The sequence below is a fragment of the Kitasatospora sp. NBC_00240 genome, from assembly GCF_026342405.1.
GTDB lineage: Bacteria > Actinomycetota > Actinomycetes > Streptomycetales > Streptomycetaceae > Kitasatospora.
The window spans coordinates 5,287,561-5,306,209 of sequence record NZ_JAPEMU010000001.1; the positions used below are offsets into that span (position 1 = coordinate 5,287,561).

18 protein-coding genes and 1 tRNA gene are annotated in these 18,649 nt (G+C 73.7%); 9 read left to right on the plus strand and 10 right to left on the minus strand.

The genetic code is table 11. The features are described from left to right. The first annotated feature begins 60 nt into the window (after positions 1-60). Entirely contained in the window at positions 61-900 is an 840-nt protein-coding gene (locus OG689_RS22420) for a helix-turn-helix domain-containing protein (protein WP_266322698.1), read from the plus strand. 44 nt (positions 901-944) lie between these two features. Continuing rightward, the gene (locus OG689_RS22425) at positions 945-1,187 is read left to right on the plus strand and encodes a hypothetical protein (protein WP_266322699.1); all 243 of its coding nucleotides are present in this window, start codon (positions 945-947) and stop codon (positions 1,185-1,187) included. Between the two features lie 57 nt (positions 1,188-1,244). Here OG689_RS22425 and OG689_RS22430 read toward each other — a convergent pair whose 3' ends face one another. Continuing rightward, positions 1,245-1,688, minus strand: a complete 444-nt coding sequence (locus OG689_RS22430) for a hypothetical protein (RefSeq protein ID WP_266322700.1) — start codon at positions 1,686-1,688, stop codon at positions 1,245-1,247. Between the two features lie 277 nt (positions 1,689-1,965). On the opposite strand from OG689_RS22430, the gene OG689_RS22435 reads away from it, so the two are divergent. Both OG689_RS22435 and OG689_RS22440 read left to right on the plus strand, forming a co-directional pair. After that, positions 1,966-2,127, plus strand: coding sequence for a hypothetical protein (locus tag OG689_RS22435; protein WP_266322701.1), 162 nt, complete (start codon positions 1,966-1,968; stop codon positions 2,125-2,127). Positions 2,128-2,357: 230 nt separating this feature from the next. Continuing rightward, on the plus strand, positions 2,358-3,401 hold the full coding sequence (locus tag OG689_RS22440) for a serine hydrolase (RefSeq protein ID WP_266322702.1): 1,044 nt from the start codon (positions 2,358-2,360) through the stop codon (positions 3,399-3,401). Between the two features lie 156 nt (positions 3,402-3,557). On the opposite strand, the gene OG689_RS22445 is transcribed toward OG689_RS22440, so the two are convergent. From OG689_RS22445 to OG689_RS22470, 6 genes are all read right to left on the minus strand, one after another. Then, positions 3,558-6,470, minus strand: coding sequence for an FtsX-like permease family protein (locus tag OG689_RS22445; protein ID WP_266322703.1), 2,913 nt, complete (start codon positions 6,468-6,470; stop codon positions 3,558-3,560). Between the two features lie 103 nt (positions 6,471-6,573). Next, positions 6,574-7,332: an ABC transporter ATP-binding protein gene (locus OG689_RS22450; protein ID WP_266322704.1), complete on the minus strand. Its 759-nt coding sequence runs from the start codon at positions 7,330-7,332 to the stop codon at positions 6,574-6,576. A 453-nt stretch (positions 7,333-7,785) separates the two neighbouring features. Further along, complete coding sequence (locus OG689_RS22455; RefSeq protein ID WP_266322705.1) at positions 7,786-8,043, minus strand: hypothetical protein; 258 nt, start codon at positions 8,041-8,043, stop codon at positions 7,786-7,788. Positions 8,044-8,499: 456 nt separating this feature from the next. Next, positions 8,500-8,573: transfer RNA gene (locus tag OG689_RS22460), tRNA-Pro, on the minus strand. A 112-nt stretch (positions 8,574-8,685) separates the two neighbouring features. Next, entirely contained in the window at positions 8,686-9,627 is a 942-nt protein-coding gene (locus OG689_RS22465; RefSeq protein WP_266322706.1) for a metallophosphoesterase, read from the minus strand. A gap of 105 nt (positions 9,628-9,732) precedes the next feature. Next, the gene (locus OG689_RS22470; protein ID WP_266322707.1) at positions 9,733-10,989 is read right to left on the minus strand and encodes an LPXTG cell wall anchor domain-containing protein; all 1,257 of its coding nucleotides are present in this window, start codon (positions 10,987-10,989) and stop codon (positions 9,733-9,735) included. 174 nt (positions 10,990-11,163) lie between these two features. On the opposite strand from OG689_RS22470, the gene OG689_RS22475 reads away from it, so the two are divergent. Both OG689_RS22475 and OG689_RS22480 read left to right on the plus strand, forming a co-directional pair. Beyond that, the gene (locus OG689_RS22475) at positions 11,164-11,385 is read left to right on the plus strand and encodes a hypothetical protein (RefSeq protein ID WP_266322708.1); all 222 of its coding nucleotides are present in this window, start codon (positions 11,164-11,166) and stop codon (positions 11,383-11,385) included. 39 nt (positions 11,386-11,424) lie between these two features. Continuing rightward, positions 11,425-11,880, plus strand: coding sequence for a GatB/YqeY domain-containing protein (locus OG689_RS22480; RefSeq protein WP_266322709.1), 456 nt, complete (start codon positions 11,425-11,427; stop codon positions 11,878-11,880). 215 nt (positions 11,881-12,095) lie between these two features. Here OG689_RS22480 and OG689_RS22485 read toward each other — a convergent pair whose 3' ends face one another. Further along, on the minus strand, positions 12,096-14,309 hold the full coding sequence (locus OG689_RS22485) for a transglycosylase domain-containing protein (RefSeq protein ID WP_266322710.1): 2,214 nt from the start codon (positions 14,307-14,309) through the stop codon (positions 12,096-12,098). A 497-nt stretch (positions 14,310-14,806) separates the two neighbouring features. Here OG689_RS22485 and OG689_RS22490 point away from each other — a divergent pair, with 497 nt between their 5' ends. Continuing rightward, positions 14,807-15,130: a WhiB family transcriptional regulator gene (locus OG689_RS22490; protein WP_033333275.1), complete on the plus strand. Its 324-nt coding sequence runs from the start codon at positions 14,807-14,809 to the stop codon at positions 15,128-15,130. 31 nt (positions 15,131-15,161) lie between these two features. Here the strand turns inward: OG689_RS22490 and OG689_RS22495 are convergent, their stop codons facing one another. Continuing rightward, positions 15,162-16,388 carry an ArsA family ATPase gene (locus OG689_RS22495; protein WP_266322711.1) on the minus strand — a complete coding sequence of 409 codons (1,227 nt, stop codon included), beginning with the start codon at positions 16,386-16,388 and terminating at the stop codon, positions 15,162-15,164. Next, positions 16,385-17,455, minus strand: a complete 1,071-nt coding sequence (locus OG689_RS22500) for an ArsA-related P-loop ATPase (protein WP_266327347.1) — start codon at positions 17,453-17,455, stop codon at positions 16,385-16,387. The genes OG689_RS22495 and OG689_RS22500 overlap by 4 nt, the downstream gene beginning before the upstream one ends. 377 nt (positions 17,456-17,832) lie before the next feature. On the opposite strand from OG689_RS22500, the gene OG689_RS22505 reads away from it, so the two are divergent. Further along, positions 17,833-17,988 (plus strand): DUF4177 domain-containing protein, encoded by a 156-nt coding sequence (locus OG689_RS22505; RefSeq protein ID WP_190211199.1) that lies wholly within the window; start codon positions 17,833-17,835, stop codon positions 17,986-17,988. Continuing rightward, on the plus strand, positions 17,985-18,455 hold the full coding sequence (locus tag OG689_RS22510; RefSeq protein ID WP_073924655.1) for a RidA family protein: 471 nt from the start codon (positions 17,985-17,987) through the stop codon (positions 18,453-18,455). Before OG689_RS22505 ends, OG689_RS22510 begins: the two co-directional genes overlap by 4 nt. Positions 18,456-18,649: the final 194 nt, after the last annotated feature.

Sequence of the window (18,649 nt, forward strand, 5' to 3'; positions counted from 1 at the left end):
CCGGTATTGAACAAACGCGACAGCCCCCGCCGGCCCCCCGCGCCGGACTACGCTGGGACGATGACCGACCCCGGGCTCGGGCGGGGGGTGCTCCGCCCGGCCGCCGCCGCCACCCAGTTCGACCTGCTGCGACGGGAGCCGGCCGCCGACCTCGCCCCGTACGTCGAGTACCACTGGATCGTGCGGTGGGACCTGCGCGGCCGCCCGCCGTACGAGCAGCAGGTGCTCTCCCACCCGAACGTCCACCTGGTCTTCGAGGAGCCGGCGGCCGCCGTCTACGGGGTGCAGCGCGGACTCTTCTCCCGGCGGCTGACGGGCGCCGGCCACGTCCTCGGGGTGAGGTTCCGCGCGGGGGCGTTCCGGCCGTTGCTCGGCGCCCCGGTGGCCGGCCTCGCCGACCGGGTGGTGCCCGCCGCCGCGTTGTTCGGCCCGGCCGCCGACGAGGCCGGGCGGGCCGTCCTGGGCACCGCCGACCCGGCCGCCATGGCGGCGGCGGCCGAGGACTTCCTGCGCGGCGTCCTGCCGGCGGACCCGCCGCAGCCGGCGGCCCGGCAGGCCGAGGCGGTCCTGGCCCTGATCGCGGACACGCCCGCCCTGGTCCGGGTCGACCAGGTGGCCGCCGCTTCGGGAATCTCGGTGCGGGGCCTGCAACGGCTGTTCGCCGAGTATGTCGGGGCCGGCCCGAAGTGGGTGCTGCGCCGGGCCCGGCTGCACGAGGCGGCGGCCCGGGCCGAGCAGGGGACCGGCGTCGACTGGGCCGCCCTGGCGGCCGACCTGGGCTATGCCGACCAGGCCCACCTGGTACGGGACTTCACCGCCGTGGTCGGGGCCCCGCCGGCCCGGTACGCCCGGCGCGGGCCGGCGCCGGCCCGCGGGGCCGTGGCTGGTACGGACCGGTGAACAACCCCCTTGCCCGTCCGCCGACGGCCCGTCAGGATCGTTCCGTGCCAGGACAACGAAAGCGTCGGGAGCGGGAGCGCCGGCAGCGCGCCGCCGCCTGGGAGGGCCCCTGGGAGACGGTGTTCGAGACCCAGGACCCCGAGGAGTGGAGGGCGTACCTCCGCCGGATCCGCACCGAGGGCCGCTACCCCGACGAGTCGCGGCTCCGGTACGACGTGCTCTGCGGACGCCTCGCCCACCCGACCACGTACCGGCTGAGCGCCCCCGCACCGGTGCCGCCCGGCTGAGCGTCCCCGCACCGGTGCCGCCCGGCTGAGGGTCGGCCGCGTACGGGTGAACCCGCCCTAGGCTCCTGCCAGTTCGGCGTTGGCGCGGGCCGTGACAGTGGCGACCACCCGCCCGGCGACGGCGAGCTCCTCGGTCGTGAAGTCGCCGTACAGCCGCGCCGTGATCCCGCCGGCGGCGGCCCGGATCCGGTGCTGCCGCTCCTGGCCGGCGGCTGTCAGGCGCAGCCGGGAGGGTTCGGCGGGCTGCTCCTCCAACAGGCCGGTTTCGGTGAGCCCGGCGAGGGCGGCCCAGGCGCTGTCGTCGTCGATCTTCAGGCCGGTGGTCAGCCGCGCGACGAGCTGGTCGCAGTCGGCTGATCCACCGCCGTCGGCGGTGGCGTTGAGCGCCAGCGACTCGACGAAGGTGGTTCCGGTGCGGGCGAGTTCGCGCTCCAGCAGGGCCCGGGTGGCGTAGTGGGCCAGGCCGATGACCTGGCCGTTGAGGCTGGGGGTGGTGGACATGGCTGCTCCTTCTTCGGGGAGTCCGCTGCCGCGGGCCGGGGTCGATGTGCTCCGGCCCATGGCATTTACAGTACATGGATACTATGTCCATGGCTACTAATTCTTGAGAGGTGCGTGCCGGACGCTGCCGGGGCGATCGGACGGGCGCCCCGGCAGCGGTCACCGGCCGGGTGCTCCGACTTTCTCCGCTCCCGGTTCCTGTCGCACCCCGGTCCGGGTCGCCCTCCCGGCCGGCCAGGACGACCGCGCCGCCGCCGAGACGGCCCGGGCCGGCGGCGTGGCCGTCGACGCCGGCGGCCGCTACTTCCCCGCCGAGGCACCGGGCAGCTACCTGCGCCTGGGCTTCGCCGCCGCCGCGACCCCGGCCGAGCTGGCCGAGGGCGCCCGCCGGCTGGGCGAGTCCGCCCGAGCCGAGGGGGCGACCGTTCGCCCCGGGTAGTCGGGTAGTCGGGTAACCCGGTGATCGGTGGGCCGGGGTGGGCGGTTCGTCGGGAGTGCGTCGGTCGGTCGGCCGTCCCGGCCTGCGCCCGCCGAGTGATTTCGTCCGCCGCCTCCGCTGGAACGCGGTTCGGAGCAGGGGCCCTGACGGACGGTCGTGTCTGCTGGTGCTGGACCGTCCGGTCCCCCCCAAGGGCGCCGGCAACCCGACCAGCGGAAGGCACCCCACCCATGGCCCACCCCTCGACCACCGGCAGACGCCTGGCCAAGGCCGCCCCGGCCGCCGTCGCGGTCGCCCTGCTGACGGTACTCGCCGCGCCGGCCGACGCCCGGACCACGATCCGTCCGTCGGCCCCGACACCGGGCAGCTGCAGCTCGGCCACCGACCCGGCCCTGGCCGACCGCCTCGCCGGGGACATCACGGCCGCCCTGGCGGGCCGGCAGAGCACGGTGGCCCTGACCCTGTGGGACGCCGGCACCGGCACCTCGTGCGCCTACCGCCCGTCCGCGCACTTCGACTCGGCGAGCGTGGTCAAGGCGACCATCATGGGCGCGGTGCTGCGCCGGGCCGACGAGGAGGGCCGGCCGGTGACCGCCTGGGAGGAGGACAACCTCCGGCCGATGATCACGCAGTCCGACAACGCCGCCGCCACCGCCCTGTGGCGCGACCTCGGCCGGCCCCGCCTGGACGCCTTCCTGCGGCTGGCCGGCCTGACCGACACCGTCCTGGGCGCCGACGACCACTGGGGCCTGACCCAGATCACGGCGGCCGACGAGTTGAAGGTGCTGGACGTCTACACCGACGACCCGTCGGTCCTCTCGCCGGAGAGCCGGGCGTACGGGCTGGACCTGATGAGCCAGGTCGTGCCGGAGCAGCGCTGGGGCGCCCCGTACGGCGCGCCGGCCGGCGTCACCGTGCACGTCAAGAACGGCTGGCTGCAGCGGGCAACGCACGGCTGGCGGGTGCACAGCCTGGGCATCTTCACCGGCCCCGGGCGGAACTACCGGATGGCCTTCCTCACCCACGACAACCCCACCGAGGCGTACGGGATCAGCACGATCCAGCGGGTCGCCCAAGTGGTGCACCGGGAGCTCGACGCGGCCGCCGGCGCGAAGGGCGCCACCCAACTGCCGTCCACCGGTCCGGACGTCGGCGCACCCGAGATCTCCGACGGCTCCGCGCCCTTCGAGCGGACCGGCACCGAACCCCCGCCCGCCCCCGGCGGCCCCGCCGGACCGTTCCGGCCGGGCCGCCACGGCACCGGGGCCGAGTAACGGGACTCCAACCCGCGGCCGCCCGGCCCCGTAGCGGGGCCGGGCGGCCGCGGTCGTGCCGTCCGGTGATCGGGCGGGACGCCGGGTCACCCCGTACGCCGGGCTACTTCGCCCCCCCGCTTCTCCCCGTACGCCGGGCTGCTTCGCCCCCCCGCGTCACCCCGTACGCCGGGTCAGCGCCACCCGCGAGCGGGTGAACCCGGCGGCGACCACCCAGGCGAGCAGCGGCAGCCCGAGCACCAGGGCGGCCAGGTACGGCCAGGGGACCACCAGAGGGTGGGTGCCGAGGCGGATGCCGCCCGTGGCGTCCACCCAGGGCCTGACAGCGAGGTTCTCGACCCGCTGGACGGCCGCCGCCGGCACGAAGCCCGCCAGCGCGCCGAGCACGGCGCCGAGCGCGGCCACCGTGGCGCACTGGAAGCCCGACAGCCGGCGCCGGATGCCCGGCGCGGCGCCCACGGCCGCGAGGGTCGCCAGGTCGCCCCGGCTGTCCGTCGCGGCCAGGCCGGTGGCGATGCCGGCGGCCGCGATCGCCACCGCCGAGGCGGCGATCGCGAGGCCCAGCAGGGTGGCGTCGCCGTACGTGCTCCGGTAACCGCGCTCCACGGACAGCTTGGCGCCGGCGCCGTGCGCGACGACGGCCGCGTTGGCCCGCTGCTCGTCGGCCGCGCCCGGGGCGTGCGGGGGCAGCCAGACCGACTCGTAGGTGGTCGGGGTCAGGCCCGCCGCCTCGGCCGCGGCCGGCGACAGCACCGCGCGCGCCGCCGGGACCTGCGCCCGCACCGCGAACGCCGGGAGGCTGACGGTGCTGAGCTGGTTGCCGCCCGGGCCGTCGGCGCCGTACCGGGTGAGCTGCAGGGGGACCGTGCCGTCCTTGACGAAGTGCGGGTCCAGCACGACGGCCCGGCCCGCCGCGAGCGCCTGCACGGCCGCGGGGTCGTCCACCCCGAGCAGGTTGCGCAGCACGTTCGCGTCGCCGGTGATCACCTCGCGGACGTTCTGCGGCGCGGGGGTGCTCGGACGGCACCGGGGGTCCTCGGCGAGCAGTCGCCGCGCCTCGGCCACGTCGAGGCGCACAGTGCCCCAGGGGCCCGCCGCGCCGAGCGCCGGCGGGCAGGCGTTCTCGGCCGGCACGGTCAGCTTGACGCTGCCGCAGAAGCTTCCCGGCCGGCCGTCGCAGGCGCCGTAGGTCAGGTCCCGCAGGTCCGCGCGGACGCCGAGGCCGGGGACGGCCCGCTCCACCGTCCGGCGCAGGTCGTCGGCGGCCTGGTCGGACGCGGCGGCCGCCACGGAGGCCGCGGACGTCCCGGCCGGGACGGCTGTGACAGCTGTGACGGAGGTGGGCGACACCTGCTGGGTCTGCAGCACGACGGCGCCGCTGGGGGCGGCCGCCGCGTAGTCCGCCCGGTCCCCGGCGTCGCCGCTGGTCTGGAAGGTCAGCACCGCGACCGCCCCGGCGACGGCGGCCATCACCGCCGCGACGGCCGGGGCGGAGCGGCCGCGGTTGCGGGCCGCGTCGCGCAACGCCAGGCGCGGCCCGAGCGGCAGGGCCCGGGCGAGCCGGCCGAGCAGGCTGACGAACCATGGGGTGCAGGCGACCAGACCCAGCTCCGCGATCACCGAACCCAGCATCACGACCCGGGTCCGCGAGCCCTCCAGCGCGCCGAACAGGGCGAGGCACGTCCCGGCCCCGGCCACCAGCACACCGGCCACCGGGATCCAGATCGCGGGCGGGCGGGCGGCGGCGCGGCCGGTGAGAGCGGCGACCACCGGCTGCCGCCCGGCCTGGACCGCGGGGACGATCGCGGCCAGCAGGCCGGTCACGACGCCGATCGCCAGCACACCGAGCAGGTCGAGCGGCTCCAGCGCGAAGTGCCCGAAGCGCGCCCCGGACCTCACCTCCAGCCACGGCCGGCCCAGGGCCACGGCGAGAGCGCCGAGCACGGTGCCGGCCAGCGCGCCCGTACCGGCGAGCACGACGGCGCCGCCGAGGACCACCCCGCGGATGTGCCCGCGGTCGCCACCGCCCGCCGCGACCAGTCCGAGGTGCCGGCGGGACCGCCGGGCGCCGACCGCGAACGCCGGACCGGCCAGCAGCACGATCTCGAGCAGGGCCATGCCGACGACGGTGGCGGCGATCGTCGACGACTTCAGGGCGTCGGTGTCGGCGGCGCCGGAGAGCGGGGTGTCCCGGAACAACGGGACGGCGCCGTCCGGCGGCGGGTCGGCGAGGACGGCCCGGGAGGCGACCGTGAAGCCGTAGGTGTTGGCCCGCTGCACGTCCTCCCAGCCGAAGGCGGCGCCGGCGGGCAGCGAGACCAGGAAGTCCGTCGGGCCGCCGGCCGAGTTCTGCTCGGCGCGGTTCTCGGCGGTGGCCAGGAGCCCGCCCAGCTCGCCGGGCCGCCCCACCAGGCGGACGGCCTTGAGATCCCCGGGGTACTCGACCGCCGCGGTGATCCGCAGCGCCTGGTGGGTGCCGGCCAGGGTGGTGCTCCGGCCGACGCTCAGCCCCGACTCGGCCAGGAACTCGGTGGTGGCGGCGACCTCGTACGGAGCACCGGGCCAGTCGCCCTCGCGGAGCGTGGTGATGCCTCGCGCGAGCGGATCGGCGAGGTCCAGGCCCCAGGCCTGCACCCGCCCCTGGCCGGCGGTCGTACTGGTCAGTGTGTAGCCCGCGGGGGATTCCACCGGCAGCAGCCGGGCCCCGACCGGCAGCGCCTCCGTGAGCAACCGGTCCAGCGGTTGGGCGGAGCGCGCCGACTCCTGCTCGGTCGGAACGGGCTTCGGACCGTGCTGCGAGAGGACCAGTGTGGTGGCCGGATCGGGGGTCGGAGCCTGCTCCAGCCGCCAGCCGGCCCGCACGGTGCTGAGGTACGCGTCGGCGCCGCCCATCAGGCGGGTGGCGCTCTCCTGCGGGGTGAGCCGGCTGCTGCGGGCGACCACGTCCGCAGCCGTCACCCCGACCACCGGCAGCGCGATCATGGCGATGATCAGGGCGCTGCGGCCCTTGGCACGCAGCGCGTCGCGGCGGGCGATGCGCAGGGCGGCCCGCCAGGCGGAGAGGCTCATCGGGTGTCGTCCTTCCTGGTGGTCCACCCGGCCGGGGCGGTAGGGCACGCGGCCGGCGGTCCGGCGGGACGCCCGAGTGTCCGGGGCCGACCCCGGCTCGCGCTCAGCACGGGCTTGCCGTCCCGGTGGCCCGAGCCCCGCCGGACCCGGCGCGCTCCTCCACCACCCGGCCGTCCCGCAGCAGGACCACCCGGTCCGCCCACTGTGCATGACGGGGGTCGTGGGTGACCACGACGGCGGCGGCCCCGGCGTCGCACCGGGCCCGAAGGACGGTCAGCACGCCCTCGCCCGTGGTGGAGTCGAGGGCACCGGTCGGCTCGTCGGCGAGCACCAGCCGCCGGTCACCGATCAGCGCGCGGGCGATGGCGACCCGCTGCTGCTGGCCGCCGGACAGCTGGTCGGGGAACCGGTCGGCCAGTTCGGCGATCCCGACCTCGGTGAGCGCGGCCTGCGCCTCTTCCCTGGTCCGGCGCCCCGGCGCCCCGTCCAGCTCGCGCGGCAGGGCGACGTTCTCGGCGGCGGTCAGCGTCGGAATCAGGTTGAAGTCCTGGAACACGTACCCGATCGCGCGGCGCCGGACGGCGGACAACGCGCTCCGGGACAGTCCGCCCAGCCCCTGCCCCTCCACCAGGACCTCGCCGGAGGTGGCACTGTCCAGCCCACCGGCCAGCCCGAGCAGGGTGGACTTGCCCGAGCCGCTGGGGCCCATCACAGCGACGAATTCTCCCGGAAGCACCGTCAGGTCCACCTCGCGCAGCGCGTGCACCCGTGCCCCGTCCTGCCCGTGCGTCCGGGAGAGCCCCCGCAACTGCAGGACGGCCCGCTGCCCGGGCACCCGCTCCCGTGTGGTCGTGCTCGTCACTCGTCGGCTCTCTTCCTGTGGCTGCCGCCGGTGGCGGCAAGGCTATGACCTGGCGTCACCGCCCCGGCCGCGTGGCCCGGCCGATACGCCGAGCCTCTACATACCGAGTATGCATACCCGGTATACGGGGGCGCAAGGTGATCACCCGCCATTGCCCTTTCGGGCAGCAGGGGTGGTTCGCGGGGGCAGCCCGGCGTCCGGACGTGGGGCGGCGTCCCGAGCGGGCCGCCCCGAGCCGGATTGCTGGAAAGAAGGAGCTGAGAAGCCCGGCCCGGGGCCAGGACGGACCACGGCCCGGCCGTCCGCCGTCGGACGACACCGACCGGGGCGGTCCGCCCGCCCGACGTCTCCTCAGCAGTCCTTGCCCGCAGTCGGGGCCCGGCGGAACGTCGCCCAAGCTCGCGCCGGCATACGGCAGAGGCCCCGTCGGAACTCTCCGATGGGGCCTCTGCACTACTCGGTCGGGGTTGCCGGATCACCGCCGGGTCCGTGCCATTCACCCGTGGAGTGATGATCCCGATGGTAGAGAAGCTGATTCCGGTCGACCTGGTGGGACGGAAGTTCGCGCAAGTGCCCGATCGCCGCCCCCGAGGGCCCGATCGCCCACAGCAGCGTGATCGGTTGGTGGCGAGCCGACAGCGCAAACGACTGGTCGACGGGCAGAGCCTCGACAACTTCGCAGATCTCATCCACAAGACTCGACATCACCACGGAAGCCCTCCGACGATCTGCTGGGCGATCTTCGTACGACGCAACGCATCGCACCGTCCCCGGGTTCCGCGCCCAACCAGCCAGCCTCGTTCAAGGAACGGCGGATGGCATACCTCGACCTCCACGAGGCCGAGGTGCCGCAGCGCGCTCGTCAGGCACCCTGAGCGCCGATCGCGTGGGGCGCCTGGACGGCTCGGCCCAGGCCCGGTGCCCCCCACGTCACACCGGAGATGCGGCGGGTGGTTTTGGTGGGCCTGGCGGGGACGTGGGAGGCGTCACAGGACGGCGCCGGGAGAGCGTCGACGGCCCTCGACACACTGCTGAGAGCGCGTCAGTAGCTGTCGCTGGGAGGAGCTCCCCTGCGGGGTGCTCCCAGAATTCTCCACAGGGGCTCGGGGAAAACAGTCAGGGCCGGTAACCCTTGCGGGTCACCGGCCCTGAGCTGGTGTTACTGGGTCGGGGTGGCGGGATTTGAACCCACGGCCTCTTCGTCCCGAACGAAGCGCGCTACCAAGCTGCGCCACACCCCGGTCCTGCTGGTGTTGCCTCCGTCTCCGGTGCAACGAGTAGAACTCTACCGGACGCTCGCCGGGAGACGAAATCCGATTCCCGGCGAGCCTTCGGTGCAGGTCAGTGGGTGGGTCAGCGGGCCGCGACGAGGGTGAGGAGGGTGGCCTCCGGCGGGCAGGCGAAGCGGACGGGGGTGTAGCGGTTGGTGCCGCAGCCGGCCGAGACGTGCAGGTGGGAGAGGCGGCCGCCGGCCTGGTGGGTGGAGAGGCCCTTGACCCGCTTCGCGTCCAGGTCGCAGTTGGTGACCAGGGCGCCGTAGAAGGGGATGCAGAGCTGGCCGCCGTGGGTGTGGCCCGCGAGGATCAGGGGGTAGCGGTCGGCGGTGAAGGCGTCCAGGACGCGCAGGTACGGGGCGTGGACGACCGCGAGCGAGAGGTCGGCGTCGGCGGACGGGCCGCCTGCCACCTCGGCGTAGCGGTCGCGGCGGATGTGCGGGTCGTCGAGGCCGGTGAACTCGATGTCGAGGCCGCCGATCGGCAGCCGGCCGCGGCGGTTGGTGAGGTCGAGCCAGCCGGCGGCGTCGAAGCCGTCGCGGAGCTTCTCCCAAGGGTTGTGGACGGCGCCGGTGATGCCGCGCTTGCCGGTGCCGTCGGGGTTGTTCAGGCCGTGCATGCCGCTGCGCATGGCGGAGAGGTAGCGGGCCGGGTTCTTGCGGGCCGGGCCGTAGTAGTCGTTGGAGCCGAACACGTAGACACCGGGGAAGTCCATCAGCGGCCCGAGCGCGTCCAGGGTGGCGGGTACGCCCAGCGGGTCGGAGAGGTTGTCACCGGTGTTCACCACGAGGTCGGGGCGGAGTCCGGCAAGGCTCTTCAGCCAGCGCTGCTTCTTCTCCTGCCCGCTCACCATGTGAATGTCGGAGACCTGCAGCACCCGGATGGGCCGGGCGCCCTTCGGCAGGACGGGCACGTCGATCCGGCGCAGCCGGAACGAGCGGACCTCGTACCCGGCGGAGTAGGCGAGGCAGGCGGCGCCGGTGGCGGCGATTCCGAGGGGGACGGAGTACAGCGGTCGCATCGGTCCATGCTCTCAGACGGTGGATCAGCCGGTGCACGGCCGGTCGGCCCCGGCGGCCCGGGCCCGGCCGGCCGTGCACCGGGGCCGCCGGCCGCCGGTTGGGCCTCAGGCGCTGCGGCGGCGCCGGGCCAGCCAGAGCGCGCCGCCGCCCGCCGTGAGCAGGGAGGCACCGGCGGCGAGGAGTGCCGGGGCGCGGCCGGCGCCGGTCTCGGCGAGCCGGCCGTCGGTCGAGACGGGAGCCTCGGACGGGGCCGAGGTGGTGGGGGTGGCGGGGGTGGTGGGCACCGGGGCCGAGGCGGAGGCGGTGGCGGTGGCGGAGGGCGCCGGCGTGGTGGGGGCGGTGCTGCTCGGAGCCGGGGCCGGGGACTGCGTCCCGGTGGCTGCGGTGACCTTCACCGTGGCCCCCTGGGCGCAGTGGGTGGTGCCGCGGAAGGGCGTGTCCTTGCCCTCGTTGACGAAGACGCACGGGTTGAGCTTGATGTCGCCGGCCGGAGTGGTCGCGTCGAAGGAGACCCGGACCCGGGTGGTCGTGGTGGTGCCGCTGCGGATGGCGGAGTCGCGCCCTTCCAGGTAGACGCCGGGCTGGGTGTCGGCCGCACCGGGGAGCACCTGGGCGAGCTTGCTCCAGGAACCGTCGGCCTTGCGGACCTGGACGGTGGCGTGCGTGTCGGTGAAGAGGACGTTGCCGACGTTGATGTAGTCGGAGAGCGTCGGGTTGGCCAGCACGGCGTCGAACTCGATCGGGGCGCCGCCGGCCACGGCCGCGGCCGGCACGTGGGCGAGTGAGGTGGAGATCGAGTCGACCCCGATGGTCTTGGTCGACTGGTCCAGCGCGACGTGGGAGCCGTCGAGGGAGGAAACGGCCGAGCGCAGGTCGATGGAGCGGAAGCCGCCGTTGCTGGCGCCGTGGTGCGGCAGGCCCATCGGGGCGCCGATGCGCAGCTTCAGCGTGGTGCTGCCGCCGGCCGGGACGGTGACCACCGAGGGCAGCTCGCCGTCGTAGTGAGCGGTCTCGTTGGTGGCGAACTCCAGGGGGACGGACTTCCAGGCGCCGTCCGCCGGGTCCTTGTAGTCGATGACGATGGCGTCGGGGGGCGTGCCCAGCTCGGTGGTGGTGCTCAGGTACAGGTGGTACCCGGCGTCCTCGGCGGTCGGGTTGCTGATGGTCTCGGTGAACTCGACCGGCTGCCCGGCGAAGCCGACCGAGGCCGGGGCCTGGACGGTGAGCTTGGCCTCGGGCGCGGTCTCGGCGAAGGCGGCGGGGGCGGACAGCAGCAGCGTCCCGGTGGCCAGTACGACCCCGAGGGTGGCGGCGGTGGTGATGGTGCGGCGCGAGCGGCGGGTGCGGGTGGTGACGGACATCGAATTCCCCCTGAATTCTGGCTGCGGGCATGCGTCAGCAGCGATTGGCGGTGCCGGTGGATGTGCGGCGGGCCGAAATTGCTGCGGCGGCCGGGTAGTGCTTTGCCGTACTCGGACGGTTTCCCGTCCGCCTGTCGTCCTCGGGTGGACGGTGGTCCGCCGGTTGTCCGCGGCGTGCTGTCCGTCGTCCCGTTCGTCCTGCTGGTGCTGCTGGTGCTGCTGGTCCCGTTGGTGGTGGTGCCGGCCTTGCTGGTCGTGCGGGCGGGTTCTGGTCCGCCCGTCTCCTCGGGGGCTTTCTCGCCCCTCAGTTATGAAGACGTGTGGCGCGGGTCGGGGTTGCAGGTGGGTTCGGAATTTCTTCGGGAGTTTCTTCGGCAGTTCCGGCCGGCTGCTTAATCCGGGGCGGTCTGCCGCGCCAGGTGCGAGACTCGGGGCATGACGACGCTCAAGGAGCAGCTGCATGAGGACCTCACGGCTGCCATCAGGACTCGGGACGAGCTGCGCTCCTCCACCATCCGGCTGACGCTGGCCGCGGTCACCAGCGAGGAGGTGGCCGGCGAGACGAAGCGTGAGCTCTCGGACGACGAGGTGCTGAAGGTGCTCGCCCGGGAGGCGAAGAAGCGCCGGGAGGCCGCGGAGGCCTTCGACACGGCCGGCCGGACGGAGTCGGCCGCGCGGGAGCGGGCCGAGGGCGAGGTGCTGGCGGGCTACCTGCCGAAGCAGCTCTCGGACGAGGAGCTGGCGGCCGTCGTGGCCGAGGCGGTGGCGGCCAGCGGGGCGAGCGGTCCGCAGGGCATCGGCGCGGTGATGAAGCTGGTGAAGCCGAAGGTCGACGGGCTGGCCGAGGGTGGCCGGGTCGCCGCCGCGGTCCGGGCCGCCCTGGCGGGCTGACCCGCCCACGCCGGGGCCCCGCACCGGAGCTCCGCAGGGGCCCGGCCCGGACGTACGCAGGCCGCGCCGCACACGCCAGGAACGTCCGAGGGGGCGCCTCCCGAATCCGGGAGGCGCCCCCTCAGTGGTTCAAGCGCCTGTGGTTCAAGCGCCTGTGGTTCAAGCGCTGTGGTTCAAGCGCTGTGGTTGTTCAGGCGCTGTGGTCCGGCCCCGGCTCAGTGCCCGCCGGGCCTGCCGTTCCCGCCGTTGTTCCCGTTGCCGTTCCCGCCGCCGATGATGCCCGGCGGGAGGGTGAAGCCGCCGCCGATCATTCCGCCGGCGCCGGCGCCGTTCGCCGCCGCGTCGCCGCTGGGCGGGGTCGCGGTGGCGTTGGGGTCGGGCTTGGGGGCCGGGTCGGGGATGTTGATGGTGGTGAAGTCCTGTCGGGGGGAGCCGGCCAGGGCCTGGTTCATCGCCAGCTGCCAGATCGGGCCGGGGCCGGTGGCACCGAAGACGGTGTCGAAGTAGTGGCCGCCGATGGTGATGTTGTTCATCTCCACACCGCCGGCCGGGCCGCCGAGCCAGACGGCGGTGGCGAGCTGCGGGGTGTAGCCGTTGAACCAGGCGGCCTTCTTCTTGTCCGTGGTACCGGTCTTACCGGCGATCTTGCGGCCGTCGTCCAGCTGGAGCGAGGCGCCGGTGCCCTTCTCGGTCACGTTCAGCAGGACGGTGTTGAGCGCGTCCGCGGTGCCTTCGGAGAAGGCCTGGCTGCAGGTGCTCGCCGGGACCGGGACGTCCTTGCCGTCCACCGTGGTGATCTTGCTGATCGCGACCGGGGTGCAGTACTTGCCGCGGGCGGCGAAGGTCGCGTAGACGTTCGCCATGGTCAGCGGGCTGAGCTCCAGGGTGCCGAGGACCATCGAGGGGACCTCCACGAAGGGGTCGCCCTTGGCGGTCTGGCTGATGCCGAGCTTGTTGGCCATCTGCTTCATCGCGCAGAGGCCGACCTGCTGCTCCATCTGGACGAAGTAGGTGTTGACCGACTTGGCCATCGCCTCCTTCAGCTCGTACGGGCCGACCTCGCTCGCGGACTCGTTGCCGACGCTGCGGTCCTTGCCCTTGGCGTTGTTCTTCCAGGTGCCGGCGCAGGTGGTCATCGACGGGTAGTCGATCCGGTTCTCGGACGGGAAGGCCTGGGTGGGGGGCATCCCGGACTCCAGGGCCGCCGCCGCCAGGATCGGCTTGAAGGTCGAGCCGGTCTGGAAGCCGTTGCCGCCGCCCATCGACGCGTCGACGTTGAGGTTGACCACGGTCTGGTTCTTGTTCGGGTCCAGGCCGTACGGGCGGGTCTGCGCCATCGCGAGGATCTTGCCGCTGCCGGGCTCCATCATGGTGGCGGCGGCCGAGACCGGGTCGGTGACCTTGACCTTCTTGGTCACGGCGTTCTGTGCGGCGGCCTGCTTGTCCGGGTCGAGGGTGGTGTAGATGTTCAGGCCGCCCTGGTCCCAGAGCTTCTTGCGCTCGGCGGCGCTCTTGCCGAAGGTCGGGTCCTGCTTCACCACGTGGCGGACGTAGTCGCAGAAGAAGCCCATGCCGGCCTGGGCGGTGATGCAGCCGTTCTGCGGGTCCTTGTACTTCAGGCCCAGCGGGGCGGCCTTGGCCTCCTTGGCCTGGTCCGCGGTGATGTGCTTGTTCTCCAGCAGTTTGTCGATCACCACGTTGCGGCGCTTGAGGGCGGCCTCGGGGAAGCGCACCGGGTCGTACGCCGACGGGTTCTGCACCAGACCGGCGAGCATCGCGGCCTCGGGGACGGTGAGGTCCTTGTTGCTCTTGCTGAAGTAGCGCTGGGAGGCGGCCTCGACACCGTACGCCTGGTGCCCGTAGAAGGTGATGTTGAGGTAGTTGGTGAGGATCTGGTCCTTGGTCAGGTCCTCCTCCAGCTTGATGGCGTACTTCAGCTCCTGGATCTTGCGGCCCAGGGTCTTTCGCTGTGCCTCCTGGACGGCCGCCACGTCGTCGCCGGCCTTCTCGACGTTGACGTTCTTCACGTACTGCTGGGTGAGGGTGGAGGCGCCCTGGGCGGTGGTGCCGCTCTCGGCGTTCTTGCTGGCCGCGCGGAGCACGCCCTTGAGGTCGACCGCGCCGTGCTCGTAGAAGCGGGCGTCCTCGATGTCGACCTGGGCCTGGCGCATCACCGGGGCCATCTGCTCGGCGGTCAGCACCGTCCGGTCGCGCTCGTAGACCTTCGCGATCAGGCCGCCCTTGGCGTCGAAGATCTGGGTCGCCTGGGAGAGCGCGGGCGTCTTGAAGTCGTCCGGGATGTTCGCGAAGCTCTCGGCGGTGTTCTTGGCCGTGAGCCCCAGGGCGCCGACGGCGGGCAGTGCCATGCCGGCCAGCAGCACGCCGGACAGCACGCTGACACCCAGGAACTTGATTCCGAGCCCCGCCATGTCGAGCGGTGAGCCGCGTCCGTCGCCGCTCGGAGATCCTGGGTTGCCGGGGCGCTGGGATGCCATGGGGCGCTTCGGTGCCATGGGGAGAACACTACGTCTCCGAATACCGCACATGGGGGCAGGTGTTCGCCTAGGCTTGTCACAAGCTTGCGACAGCTTCGCTGTGTGAGCTTCCTTCACTCTTGTGAGTGATGAGCTTTGCCCGAAATGCCCGAGTCTGCAGTGGTTGGCACGGGTGCGGTACCGCCGAATCGGTGACTCTCCGTGGCGGCCTGCGTGGCGAGAGTTGCCAGTGTGTTCTTGGCAAGGCCTGCGACCTGCGATCACTCCAACGAGTGAGCTAGCCGGTACCCATAGTCCAATCGGGTCATTCGAGATTGGGCCCGAAGGGGCTGTTGCAACCTGCCGTTCTTCCGTAACGTCCTCAACTGGCAACGGTGAATATGCCGTTGCCGCCGTGGGGGAGCCTCGATTCGGGAGAGGACGGCGCCGGCATGGGCTGGGTAGACGACTGGAGTGCGCAGGCTGCCTGCCGCACTAGTGATCCGGACGAATTGTTCGTCCAGGGGGCGGCGCAGAACCGCGCCAAGGCAGTGTGCAGCGGGTGTCCGGTACGTACCGAATGCCTGGCGGACGCGCTCGACAACCGGGTGGAGTTCGGGGTCTGGGGCGGTATGACGGAGCGCGAGCGCAGGGCGCTGCTGCGCCGGCGCCCGACGGTGATGTCCTGGCGGCGCCTGCTGGAGACGGCACGCACCGAGTACGAGGAGTCCCTCGCGACCGGCGTGATCCTGACGGACTACGCGCAGGCGGGCTGAGCCCGCCGCCGTTCGGCCGCGGGGCGCCGGGTCACTCCCCGGTGCCGCCGCCGAGCAGTTCGCCGACGGCGCGCAGCCCGTCCAGGTCGTGGACGTCACCGGGGAGGGCCGCGACCTCGACGATCGGCACGTCCGGGTACACCGACACGAAACGGTCCCGGGTGCGCCGTTCCCGGGCCATGATCTGCATCCGCTCGGCGTGCAGCCGCAGGAGTCCGGCCGCCAGCAGTTCGGCTTCGGGGGAGGCCGTCTCGGAGCCGTTCTCCTCCAGCGCCTCGGCCGCCGCCAGCGCGCGCTCGGCCGTGAGCTGCGGCGCGCCCGTGCTGTGCACCCGGTTGAGCACCAGGCCGGCCAGCGGCATCCGGTCCGCCTCCAGCCGGTCGACGAAGTACGCGGCCTCGCGCAGCGCGTCCCGCTCCGGCGCCGCGACGACCAGGAACGCGGTGCCCGGTGCCTTCAGCAGCTGGTACGTCCGGTCGGCGCGCTCACGGAAGCCGCCGAACATCGAGTCCATGGCGCTGACGAAGGTCTGCACGTCGGTCAGCAGCTGGGCGCCGAAGATCTTGCCCAGGGTGCCGGTGATCAGACCCATCCCGACGTTCAGGAACTTCATCGCACTGCGGCCGCCGACCTTGGCGGGCGCGGCCAGCAGCCGGATCACCTTCCCGTCCAGGAAGGAGCCGAGCCGGTTCGGCGCGTCCAGGAAGTCCAGGGCCGAGCGGGAGGGCGGGGTGTCGACGACGATCAGGTCCCACTCGCCGGCGTCGCGCAGCTGGCCCAGCTTCTCCATCGCCATGTACTCCTGCGTGCCCGCGAAGCCGGCCGACAGGGACTGGTAGAACGGGTTCTCCATGATCGCCTTGGCCCGTTCGGGCTCGGCGTGGGCGAGCACGACCTCGTCGAAGGTCCGCTTCATGTCGAGCATCATGGCCTGCAGCTCACCGTCGCCGCTGACGCCCTTGACGATCCGTGGGGTGTTGTCCAGCTCGGTCAGGCCCATCGACTGGGCGAGCCGGCGGGCCGGGTCGATGGTCAGCACGACCACCTTCCGGCCGCGCTCGGCCGCCCGCAGGCCGATCGCCGCCGCCGTCGTGGTCTTCCCGACGCCGCCCGAGCCGCAGCACACCACGATCCGGGTCGCCGGGTCGTCGATCAGCCGGTCGACCGCCAGCCCGTTGCCCCGGGCCCCGGGCCGTGCGCCGTCCTCGGCCGTGCCCCGTGCGCCGCTGCGCGCGTCGCCCCTGCCGCCGCTCGTCATGCCGCCCCCTGCCGCTTCAGCTCGCCCGCCAGCCGGTACAGGCCGCCGAGGTCCACGCCCTCGCTCAACAGCGGGAGTTCGTAGGTCGGCAGCTTGAGGTGCTGCAGATCGGCCCGCTGCTCACGCTCCAGCTCGACCCGCTCGGCGTGCTCGCGGGCCTGCTCCAGCAGCGGGTCGATCAGTGGTTCCACCGCGGCCCGGACGGCGGCGCCGGTCCGCGCGCGCCCGCCGAGGCCCGCGTCGGCCAGCGCCAGGGCGACCTCCTCGCGGTGGTCGCCGTCCACGGCCGCGACCGCGGCGGCGTCCAGTATCGGCGGCCGGACCATGTTGACCAGTACCCCGCCCACCGGCAGCGAGGCCTCCCGCAGCTCGGTGAAGCCGTCCACGGTCTCCTGCACCGGCATCTCCTCCAGCAGGGTGACCAGGTGCACGGCCGTCTCCGGCGACTTCAGCACCCGCATCACCGCCTGGGCCTGGGAGTGGATCGGGCCGAACCTGGCCAGGCCGGCGACCTCGGAGTTGACGTTCAGGAACCTGGTGAGCCGGCCGGTGGGCGGCGCGTCCATCACGATCGCGTCGTACGCCCGGCGGCCGTCGGCGCCCTTGCGCCGGGCGGCCTCGCAGGCCTTGCCGGTCAGCAGGACGTCCCGGACGCCCGGGGCGATGGTGGTCGCGAAGTCGACGAAGCCGGTCTTCTGCAGGGCCTTCCCGGCCCGGCCGAGCTTGTAGAACATGTCGAGGTACTCCAGCAGGGCCAGCTCGGTGTCGATCGCGAGCGCGAACACCTCCCCGCCCCCGCCGACGGGCTTGGCGCCCGCCTTGCCGGCGGCGCTCCGCCCGGCGCGGCGCTCGCCGCCGTCCGCCGGCAGCCCGAGCTGGGCGCGCGAGACGGTGGCGATCCGGCGCTCCTCGTAGGGCAGCGCGGCGATGCCGAACAGCTCGGCGATGCCCTGGCGGCCCTCGACCTCGATCAGCAGGGTGCGGCCGCCCTCGGCGGCCAGGGCCAGCGCCAGCGCGGCGGCCACCGTCGTCTTGCCGGTGCCGCCCTTCCCGCTGACCACGTGCAGCCGGACGCCCTCCCAGTGGCCGTCCTCGCCGGTCCGGTCCGCGGGTGCGGCCTCCTCCGAGGCTGCGCCGGCCGGCCCACCGCCCTCCGGGGCCTCCGTCCCGCGCGGTCCGGCTTCCCCGCCGGGGTCGCGCCGGGCCGCCTGGTCGGGGGTGCGTGCCACGCTCCGTCTCCGTCCGTTCCGAGGGCCGGCACCGCGAGGTGCCCTCCCGCGAGGGTAACCAGGGACCGGGCCCGATGCCGGGAGCATCGGGATGGCCAGGTCTGATTCATGCCCTGTTTGTGGCTCACCTCACACCCCGGCCGGGTCCGCGGCGCCGTGCCCGACGCGCTTCGCGCGGCGCCGGCCCGCCCGCCTCCTCGTCTAGAGTCAGCCCCATGACCAAGTGGGAATACGTAACCGTGCCGCTGCTCGTCCACGCGACCAAGCAGATCCTCGACAACTGGGGCCAGGACGGCTGGGAGCTCGTCCAGGTCGTTCCGGGGCCGAACCCCGAGCAGCTGGTGGCCTACCTCAAGCGGGAGAAGGCATGAGCCAGGTCGAGACCAAGCTGGCCGAGCTCGGCCTGAGCGTGCCCGAGGTGGCCCCGCCGGTCGCCGCGTACGTGCCGGCCGTCCGCTCGGGCGAGTACGTCTTCACCTCGGGTCAGCTCCCCATGGTGGCGGGCAAGCTGCAGACCACCGGCAAGATCGGCGCCGAGGTCACCCCCGAGGAGGGCAAGGCGCTCGCGCAGATCTGCGCGCTGAACGCGCTGGCCGCCGTGAAGGCCGTGATCGGTGACCTGGACCAGATCGAGCGGATCGTGAAGGTGGTCGGCTTCGTCGCCTCCGCCGCCGACTTCACCGGGCAGCCGGGCGTCGTCAACGGCGCCAGCGAGCTGTTCGGCCACGCCTTCGGAGCGGCCGGTGTGCACGCCCGCAGCGCGGTGGGTGTCGCGGTGCTGCCGCTGGACGCCCCGGTCGAGATCGAGATCCAGGTCCGGCTGAAGCCGCAGGCCTGACCCCTCGGAGCCGCAGGCCCGCCGCCCTCGGGCCGCGGGCCTGACCTCTTTCCGGGGCGCCGCCCGGCCGGTCGCCCGCCCGGTCGGTGGCGGCGGGCGGGGGCAGCGCGGCCGGGCCGGGCCCGCTCCGGCGGGCGGCGGCGTGAATCGGCCGGCCTGGGCTCTGTCCAAGGCCGCCTCCGTCTGCATAGCAT

Excerpts from the sequence above, each read along its gene's own strand:
- OG689_RS22485 (WP_266322710.1), bottom strand. The coding sequence starts at position 14,309 with ATGGCGGGGCTCGGAATCAAGTTCCTGGGTGTCAGCGTGCTGTCCGGC.
- OG689_RS22445 (WP_266322703.1), bottom strand. The coding sequence starts at position 6,470 with ATGAGCCTCTCCGCCTGGCGGGCCGCCCTGCGCATCGCCCGCCGCGAC.
- OG689_RS22430 (WP_266322700.1), bottom strand. The coding sequence starts at position 1,688 with ATGTCCACCACCCCCAGCCTCAACGGCCAGGTCATCGGCCTGGCCCAC.
- OG689_RS22505 (WP_190211199.1), top strand. The coding sequence starts at position 17,833 with ATGACCAAGTGGGAATACGTAACCGTGCCGCTGCTCGTCCACGCGACC.
- OG689_RS22495 (WP_266322711.1), bottom strand. The coding sequence starts at position 16,388 with ATGACGAGCGGCGGCAGGGGCGACGCGCGCAGCGGCGCACGGGGCACG.
- OG689_RS22490 (WP_033333275.1), top strand. The coding sequence starts at position 14,807 with ATGGGCTGGGTAGACGACTGGAGTGCGCAGGCTGCCTGCCGCACTAGT.
- OG689_RS22420 (WP_266322698.1), top strand. The coding sequence starts at position 61 with ATGACCGACCCCGGGCTCGGGCGGGGGGTGCTCCGCCCGGCCGCCGCC.
- OG689_RS22510 (WP_073924655.1), top strand. The coding sequence starts at position 17,985 with ATGAGCCAGGTCGAGACCAAGCTGGCCGAGCTCGGCCTGAGCGTGCCC.
- OG689_RS22465 (WP_266322706.1), bottom strand. The coding sequence starts at position 9,627 with ATGCGACCGCTGTACTCCGTCCCCCTCGGAATCGCCGCCACCGGCGCC.
- OG689_RS22440 (WP_266322702.1), top strand. The coding sequence starts at position 2,358 with ATGGCCCACCCCTCGACCACCGGCAGACGCCTGGCCAAGGCCGCCCCG.
- OG689_RS22480 (WP_266322709.1), top strand. The coding sequence starts at position 11,425 with ATGACGACGCTCAAGGAGCAGCTGCATGAGGACCTCACGGCTGCCATC.
- OG689_RS22470 (WP_266322707.1), bottom strand. The coding sequence starts at position 10,989 with ATGTCCGTCACCACCCGCACCCGCCGCTCGCGCCGCACCATCACCACC.